The following is an 8,357-nucleotide window of genomic DNA, read 5'->3' as shown; positions in this document are numbered from 1 at the left end:
CCTGGACGCTCAGCCTTCCGGGGAGGGGGCAGAATCGGCGTGCACCGCGTCCCAGACGACCGGCAGCTGCGCCGAGGGGATGAAATAGCCGCTGAGGTGTGGGTCGAACATCAGCCCGTCGATGCCTGCCACCTCATAGTTTCCGGCTGACTCGACGACCTCCTGGGGCGGCAAGGCGATCGCTGTCAGATCCTGCGTGGCGGAGATCATGCCGTTCTGCACGGCGAAGTGGCGGGCGCGTTCGGAGTTGGTGAAGGTCATCAACATGAGCTTCCCCTCGATCGTCGCGGCAGCCGGCGACTCCTGCCCCTGGTCACCCACCGCGACAAACCACCAGTGCGGCAACGCCATGGTGGCCCGCCACAGGTCTGTCATCCCTTGGTGATCGTCCGGCCCGTCGACGCGGGCGGCGAGCAGGTCGGTCTCGGTCTCCGAAGGCGGAAGGAGAATTCCGCTCGGGTCCTCCTGCGACTGCGCCGCTGCCTGTTCAGCCCGATGTTCAGCTACCCGCTCGCCGGGGCCGGTGGATTCCGGCAGGTGGTCGGCGTGGACCGAGTCACGGTCCCGGTGCTTGCCGTGCTCGCCGTCCTGGAAGGGGACCTCTGTCGGAGTGCTCATTGCTCTATCCGAACACATCAAGTCCAGGAGACTGACATGAGCGTAGTAGTGACGGGAACGCGCGGGGGCTTTGGCGGGCGACAGCGTCGGCTGTGGATGGCGTGGCAGGGATGTCAGGCCAGATGGTTACGGTCGAGGCATGACGACGACCGAGCAGACGCCTACGACCACCGTTGACGCCGCGCTCCGGGCACTGCGCCGACTGGTCGGTCGGGACGACGCCGAGTTCCGCGACGGCCAGCTCGAAGCGGTGCTGGCGTTGGTCGAGCATCGTGCCCGGGTGCTCGTTGTGCAGCGGACCGGGTGGGGCAAGTCTGCCGTCTACTTCGTCGCCACCGCGCTGCGCCGTGCAGAGGGCGCCGGGCCGACGATCATCGTGTCCCCCCTGCTCGCGCTGATGCGTGACCAGATCGCGGCTGCCGGGCGGGCCGGGGTGCGAGCAGTGACGATGAACTCAGCCAACGCCACAGACTGGGACGACGTCCGGGCAGCTCTGGCGGCCGACGAGGTGGACGTGCTCCTGGTCAGCCCCGAGCGACTCAACAACCCACGGTTCCGCGACGAGCAACTGCCCGACCTCGCGCGCCGCTGCGGACTGCTCGTCGTGGACGAGGCGCACTGCATCAGTGACTGGGGCCATGACTTTCGGCCGGACTACCGGCGGATCCGCACCCTGCTCGAGACGCTGCCGAAGGACACTCCAGTCCTGGCGACGACGGCGACCGCCAACGAGCGTGTGGTGGCTGACGTGGTCGAGCAGCTGGGCGTGGGCGGTGGTGGGGGCGTGATGACCATTCGCGGGCCGCTCGCGCGGGCCTCCCTGCGGCTCGGGGTGCTGCCCCGACTCACGCCCGAGCAGCGGCTCGGTTGGATCGTGGCTCACCTGGGATCCCTGCCCGGCAGCGGGATCATCTACTGCCTGACGGTCTCGGCCGCTGCGGACATCGCCGAGGCGCTGAAGGCCGCTGGCCACAAGGTCGCGTCCTACACCGGACGCACCGACCCTGACGAACGGGAGCGGCTGGAGGGCGCCCTGCGTGACAATCAGGTCAAGGCGCTCGTGGCGACGAGCGCGCTCGGGATGGGCTTCGACAAGCCCGACCTGGGTTTTGTCGTCCACCTCGGGGCCCCCAGCTCGCCGGTTGCCTATTACCAGCAGGTCGGCCGAGCGGGTCGAGCCACCGAGCGCGCCGACGTCCTGCTGCTCCCCGGATCTGAGGATCGCGATATCTGGTCCTACTTCGCCACGGTGTCGATGCCGCGCCAGGACCAGGCCGATGCTGTCCTGTCGGCGCTGGCGCAGTCCGGTCGCCCGTTGTCCACTCCGGCGCTGGAGACGATCGTGGACGTTCGCCGTACTCGCCTGGAGCTGCTCCTGAAGGTTCTTGATGTCGACGGTGCCGTAGAGAAGGTCCAGGGGGGCTGGACGGCGACCGGTAAGCCATGGGCCTACGACAAGGAGCGCTACCAACGGGTCGCGGACGCGCGGATCCGCGAGGCCGAGCTGATGGTCGGCTACCAGCACACGACCGACTGTCGTATGGCGTTCCTCCAGGAGTGTCTGGACGACGCGACGGCGAGCCCCTGCGGTCGTTGTGACACCTGCACCGAGGCGTGGTATCCCTCCGACATCCCCGAGGCCGCCGTCGTTGCCGCGCGCCAGTCGCTCGGCGCGGTCGGGGTGCCGATCGACCCTCGAGCGCAGTGGCCCACCGGTATGCCCCGGCTCGGCGTCGACGTGAAAGGCAAGATCCGGCCGGAAGAACTGGCCGAGCCGGGTCGTGTCCTGGCCCGACTGTCGGACCTGGGGTGGGGGCAGCGCCTGCGCGCCGTGCTGGCTGCCGGCGCATCACGGGTCGGCGACATCGAGGACCCCAAGCAGCAGCTCGTGCCCGGTCAGCCTGTCACCGAGGAGGTCGTCAAGGCGGTCGTGCGGGTGCTCGCTGGCTGGGACTGGACGGTCCGTCCCGTCGGGGTGGTGGCGATGCCGTCGCGCCGTCGCAGTGCCATCACCGAGTCGCTGGCCCAGCAGATCAGCACGATCGGTCGGCTGCCCCTCCTCGGGACCCTCGACTATCTGCACGGGGGCCCCATCGGTGAGCCGGGCGGCAACAGCGCCTTCCGCCTCGCCAACGTCTGGGGTCGGATCGGAGTCGGGACCCACCTGCGTGAACAACTGGACCGGACCCGCGGCCCCGTGCTGTTGGTCGATGATGTGGTCGACTCTCGCTGGACCCTGACTATCGCCGCTCGCGAGCTTCGCCTCGCGGGCGCAGATGCCGTGCTGCCGCTGGTGCTCGCGCAAGAGGGTTGACCCAAGCCAGGAACGGTGGAGCGCGATTTTCTCACCGGGCTGGACCCGTCAGTAAAGGAAGTCGGCCCCCTCAGTAAAGGAAGAAGGGGAAGACGCTGCGGTCGTGGCCGTGGACGATCGCGAAGAAGACGATGGCATCAAAGAGCAAATGGATCACCACGATGTAGGTCAGCGACTTGGTCTTGGTGAAGATGTAGCCCTGCAGCAGCGCGAACGGGATAGTGAGGAAAGGACCCCATTCCCGATAGCCGAGCTCCCACAGGAACGACACGAAGATCGTCGCCTGCATCAGGTTGGCCGCCCAGACCGGGAAGTGCCGCCTGAAGAGAGCGAAGCAGACGCAGATGAAAAAAAGTTCGTCCCACAGGCCAACCGAGTTCACGCCGACGAAGAACCTGCCGAACTCGCTTGCGGTGTGGATCGGTGGCCAGTTCTGGTAGGCCCCGGAGCGGATGAAGTAGACCGGCAGGATGAGGTAGCCGAGGACTGGCACCGCCACGACATAAGACCACTGCATCGTGGTCCAGCGCCGACCTGTGACCCACGGGAAGGTGATCGCGTCTCTGCGATAGACCAGGCGGTCGATCAGGACCGGCACCGCGACCGCCGCGGCCAGCACGAAGCCGAGCAGGAAGAAACGGTCCCAGCTAATGTCAGCCTCCACCGAAGTGGTCGACACGATGCCGATGCCGACGCCGATCAGGAGCAAGTCCGCGAAGAGCGCGAGATCGATGAGATAGGCGATGACGAGGCTCAGCGCGAGAACGCCATACCCGATCAGGCCCGCCTGCATCACGAAGAAGAGGAAGGCCGATACGCAGATCCCGAGGGCCGGGACAAAAGCGGTCGGCGGGGTCGCTGGCACCCCGACAAGATAGCCGAGCAGAGGGAGGATCGCCTTGTGATCCGCCCAGCAAGGACCTAGGTTGGTTGATGTCCCAATGACCGTCACCGTTGCGCTGGAGGCAGGCCCGAAGATGCGATTGCGTCGTGCAGCCCTGACTTTGACCGCGTTGCCGGTCACCCTCGCGCTGTGTCTTGCGGCCGCCCCCGGGGCGCTCGCCGCAGATCCGGACGCGCCGGAGACGCTCGTCCCGATCGGTGGCGGCTACTCCGGGGTGTCGCTGGAGGGCTTCGCCCTCGAGGTGGCTGACCAGGCGACCGGTGACACCATCGACCTCGTCGTTGTCCCATCGAGTTACGGCGACGCGCCCGAGGACCGTGCGGAGAACCTCGCGCTGGCGCAGCAACGCGCCGACCAGATCGAGAGGGCTTGTGAGGCGGTCGTCGACTCCGCAGCGTTTCCAGGCGGCTGCGTGTCCACGCTAGTGCCCTTGCTGACGCGCGCGGACGCCCTCGATCCCGCCAACTCCGACGTCATCCGCCAGGCCGGGACGGACGGCATCTACGTCCTGGGCGGTGACCAGGTCCTCGCGATGCAGGTCCTGGCCAACACTCCCGCCGAAGAGGCGATGGAGCACGCGTTCACCAACGGTGTGGTCGTCGGGGGCACTAGCGCCGGCAACGCCGTCGACTCACGTTCGATGGGCGCGGGTTATCCCGACGCCGGCTATCCCTGGAACGCTCTTGAGCGGGACATGTCGCTGATTTCCTGGGGTGATGACCTCGCCAGCGACGAGCGTGGGCTCTCGTTCGGGTCCAAGCGGGTGATTCTCGACCAGCACTTCTACGAGCGCGGTCGTTTCGGTCGCCTGGTGTCCTGGGTCGGACAGTCGATGGAGCGCTATGGCGGCAACGGCAAGCTTGGAGTCGGAGTCGACTGGGGCACCGCCGTCGCTATCGAGGACGATGCCCGGCTGACCCGTCCGTTCGGCGCCAGCTCCACCGCGGTCCTGGACGCGAGCCAGGCCACGACGCCGCGGTGGGTGGGCCCGCGCCAGACCCTCAGCCTCCAGGGGTTGCTGACGCACCTGATGGCACCGGGGGCGGGCATGACCTACGACATCGTCACCCGCAGCGCGATGCTCGACGGGGCCGTCGTGGCCGTGCCGCAGCGACAGGCGCTTCCGACGCTGAGCTCCAAGGGTGCGCTCTGGCTCGGCGGCGGAGACAACGCAGGTGCTGACTCGGCCGTACTCGAAGAGTTCGTCTCCGCGGCCCAGACTGGCACCCGTGGCAAGGGCAAGGAGACCGTGCTCGTGCTCGCGACGGGGTATGTCGATAGCGCAGCTGCGGAGGAAGGCGCAGGTGAATATGTCGACGGCCTCCGTGCCCACGGATGGACCGGGGGTGTGCAGATAATCATTCACGGTATCGATGCGTTGAGGGCGGCAGACGTCGCCCGCGCGTCAGGGATCCTCGTGGTGGGCGGCGACCAGTCGCTGATGGGCGAAGAGGTCGTCGACGCAACGGTGCGCAAGGAGCTCTCCAAGGCCCTCAACCGAGGGACCGCGGTGATGACCGATGGCGCCGCGACCGCAATCATGGGCGAGCGCTACGTGAGCGACGCCGACCCGACCACCGCCGATGACGCGATTGAGATGTTCCGCACTGACGCGGTAGGCACGGCTGCGGGGCTAGGGTTGGTGCCCGGCTATGCAGTGGAGCCGACCCTGACCTACGACTATCGGTGGGGGCGCCTCTACGGCGCGGCACACGCGGACCCCGGCATCGTCTCCCTCGGGATCAGCGAACTGACGGCAGTACGCCTGCAGCGCGATCGCGCCACCGTCGTCGGCCAGCGCTCAGCGGTGGCCGTCGACGGGTCAGAGGCGACATGGCTGGAAGGCCGCAATGGCGCGCTTGGCGCGGTGAACGTCTGGATGGACGTCTTCGCCGTGGGTGACCAGGTCGGCTGAACTGCACCGAGCCCGCGCCGGCTCAGGTCAGATCAGCGCAGTTCAGCTCAGGCCCCAGGCTTCGGCCAGCATCCGGTAGGACCGACGGCGCAGTTGTGGGTCGTAGGTATAGGTCGTCACGATCAGCTCGTCGAGCTGGTGCTCGGCAGCGAAGCTCTCAAGACGCTCGACCACGACTTCGGGCGTGCCGACGGCCCGGGCTGCCTGGTGCGCGTGGGCCAAGTGCATCAGCTCGGCAGGGACTGCCGCCGCGAGGTCGGACACTGGCGGATCAAGCGGTGCGGGCTGGCCGCTGCGGATGCGGATCGCCATGAGCTGAGCCGAGGTGAAGAGGAAGTCCGCTTCCTCCTGGGTCGGTGCGACCAATACGTTGACGCCGGCCATCGTCGTGGGTCGCTCGACCTGCGCTGTCTGCGCGTCGGGGTTGAACCTGGCCCGATAGATCGACAGAGCTGCCTCCAGCTGGTCGGGCGCGAAGTGCGAGGCGAAGGAGAATGGCAGCCCGAGTGCAGCCGCGACCTGGGCGCCGCCGGTCGACGACCCGAGCATCCAGATCGGGATGTGGGTGCTCTCACCCGGCAGCGCTCGCACCCTTGCCCCAGCGACCGGATCACCCAGGTAGCTCTGGAGCGAAGCCACTTGGCTGGCAAAGTCGTTGAGCTGTCCGCTCGATCGCGCGAGTGCTGCGGCAGTCATCGGGTCCGTTCCTGGTGCACGTCCCAGACCCAGGTCGAAGCGGTCGCCGTAGATGGTGGCGAGGGTGCCGTAGTACTCCGCGACCATGAGCGGAGCGTGGTTGGGGAGCATGACCCCGCCGGAACCGAGGCGGATCCGGCTCGTGTGCTGCGCCATGTGCCCCAGCAGCAGCGCCGTAGCCGAGGACATGAAGGTCTCAGATCCGTGGTGCTCGGCCATCCAGAACCGCCCGTAGCCCAGTTCGTCCGCTTCCTCGGCCAGCTTGACGGACTCTTCGATGGCCCGGCTCGGCGTCATCCCCAGCGAGCGAGGGACGAGGTCAAGGACAGACAGGGGGACACGGCGGCCCCCGCCGACATCGGTCGAGGTGTTGTCGGTGAAATGGGTGCTGTCGGTGGGCATGTCAGAGCCAACACAAGGAGCTCGTGAGGTATGCCGCAGCGACGGAGCTGCGTCCCGTCAGGACCCAGGTCCAGCCAGAAAACGAGAGACACCGGGGGGGCACTGCGCGCGTGCCTGCGACCCGACCGGTGTGGCCGGGTGCGGGGCGCGGTCGTCATAGATGCCAGGTGAGCGTGCCACCCGAGACTGTGGCGACCAGGTCGTGCAGGTGGACGTAGGTGTGGTGCTGGCCGCAGAGGAGGCCCATGGCTTCCAGGTTGGTCTGCCCGCCGCGGGACCAGTAAAGGAGGTGGTGCGTGTCGCACCACTGCGGGGGCACGGTACAGCCGGGGAAGGTGCAGTGGCGATCACGCACGACGAGCGCTTTCCATTGTCCAGGGCTGGCGAAACGGGCCGTTCGGCCAAGTTTGAGGGGTTCGCCTTCGGGGGATATCCAGACGGGGGTGATCTCGCCGCTGCACGTGAGGAGCTCGGCCTGTCGGACGGAGACATGCTCGCCGGTCGGGGTCCATGCCGGGCCGGTGGGTCGTCCGGTGACCGGATCAAACCCGATGGTCAGGATGACGGCTGCTCGTGCGGCTGAGGGTGCCGCCCCCGGGTTGGACAGACCGCGGTTGACCACGGCGATGAGCGCGTCGTAGCGGCGCTGCGCTGGGCTACGGAGGTCCGCTGTCCCGTCCTCTGCGGGCACCGGTGCCGCCAGGGGGCAGGTGAAGATTCCGACGAGGGTGGCGGCAGCGTCGTCGGGCGCGTCGATGGTGAAGCGGGTCAACCCTTCCCCGATAGACCGTTGGGAGGCATAGCGCAGCTCGTAGGCGGTGCGCTCGCGCTCTCCCGGCGACTGTTCGTCGAGCAGGTCCGTGAGGAGCTTGCCGCATACCTTGCTCAGATCCTGGTCGCTGAGCTGGCGGTGGCTCGCGGCGGGGATGACGATGCGCGCGTAAGCCTCCCGCTGGTCCGGGTTGAGGGATGGAGTGACGCGCAGCAGGCAGGCGGCGACCTTTGAGGCACGGTAGAGCGAGGTCTCCCCTCGGGTCAGCGCTTCGCCCAGAGCTGCGCCCCAGTGGGTCTGGGCGACACGCACGACCGACCAGACGCGGGCTGCGTCTTCTCGGGTCAGCCAGGTGCAGTGGTGTCGTAGCCAATCAACGAGCGACAGGCCGACCTCGGTGTGCAAGCCGCGGGTCGCGGCCTCCAGCGCGAGCGAGAAAGCGCCACCATCGAGCTGGAGCCGCAGGTCGCCCATGGACGCCAGTGAGCTGGTGATCGTGGCGTCAAACACGCGCGCGCGATCTGGCGCGTCGAGGACGGTGCGGCCGATCCCGCGCGCTGCCAGGCGCAATCCGTGGACGAGCTCCTCGGACGGATATCCGGCTGGCGGATCCCCAGCCAGATCACCCTCCAGATCCGCCCAGAACTCCATCTCGTCGATGGACTCAGGGTCAGGAGGCAAGGTCAAGTCCCAGTTGGTGGTGTAGCGCTGTGCTCCTTCGACAGGGGTTGTCAGG

The 8,357-nt window shown here is 67.8% G+C and carries 6 protein-coding genes; 2 read left to right on the top strand and 4 right to left on the bottom strand.

Going from position 1 to position 8,357, the window contains the following annotated elements:
• Positions 1 to 9 precede the first annotated feature (9 nt).
• Entirely contained in the window at positions 10 to 618 is a 609-nt protein-coding gene (locus Q4P07_RS13300) for a hypothetical protein (RefSeq protein ID WP_303375401.1), read from the bottom strand.
• Positions 619 to 757: 139 nt separating this feature from the next.
• Between Q4P07_RS13300 and Q4P07_RS13295 the strand changes: the two genes are divergently transcribed.
• Positions 758 to 2,932, top strand: a complete 2,175-nt coding sequence (locus Q4P07_RS13295; protein ID WP_303375400.1) for a RecQ family ATP-dependent DNA helicase — start codon at positions 758 to 760, stop codon at positions 2,930 to 2,932.
• A gap of 70 nt (positions 2,933 to 3,002) precedes the next feature.
• On the opposite strand, the gene Q4P07_RS13290 is transcribed toward Q4P07_RS13295, so the two are convergent.
• Entirely contained in the window at positions 3,003 to 3,797 is a 795-nt protein-coding gene (locus Q4P07_RS13290; protein WP_303375399.1) for a CPBP family glutamic-type intramembrane protease, read from the bottom strand.
• A gap of 76 nt (positions 3,798 to 3,873) precedes the next feature.
• Here Q4P07_RS13290 and Q4P07_RS13285 point away from each other — a divergent pair, with 76 nt between their 5' ends.
• The gene (locus tag Q4P07_RS13285; protein ID WP_303375398.1) at positions 3,874 to 5,751 is read left to right on the top strand and encodes a Type 1 glutamine amidotransferase-like domain-containing protein; all 1,878 of its coding nucleotides are present in this window, start codon (positions 3,874 to 3,876) and stop codon (positions 5,749 to 5,751) included.
• Positions 5,752 to 5,793: 42 nt separating this feature from the next.
• On the opposite strand, the gene Q4P07_RS13280 is transcribed toward Q4P07_RS13285, so the two are convergent.
• Together Q4P07_RS13280 and Q4P07_RS13275 are read right to left on the bottom strand one after the other, a co-directional pair.
• A complete protein-coding gene (locus Q4P07_RS13280; RefSeq protein ID WP_303375397.1) occupies positions 5,794 to 6,849 on the bottom strand; it encodes an LLM class flavin-dependent oxidoreductase in 1,056 nt (351 codons plus the stop codon).
• Between the two features lie 154 nt (positions 6,850 to 7,003).
• The coding region (locus Q4P07_RS13275) for an HNH endonuclease signature motif containing protein (protein ID WP_303375396.1) at positions 7,004 to 8,357 on the bottom strand (1,354 nt) is incomplete at its 5' end.

The organism is Ornithinimicrobium sp. (assembly GCF_030537745.1).
Taxonomy (GTDB): Bacteria; Actinomycetota; Actinomycetes; order Actinomycetales; family Dermatophilaceae; genus Ornithinicoccus.
Note: the sequence above shows the minus strand (reverse complement) of the source record. Positions and strands in the feature narration are given on the sequence as shown.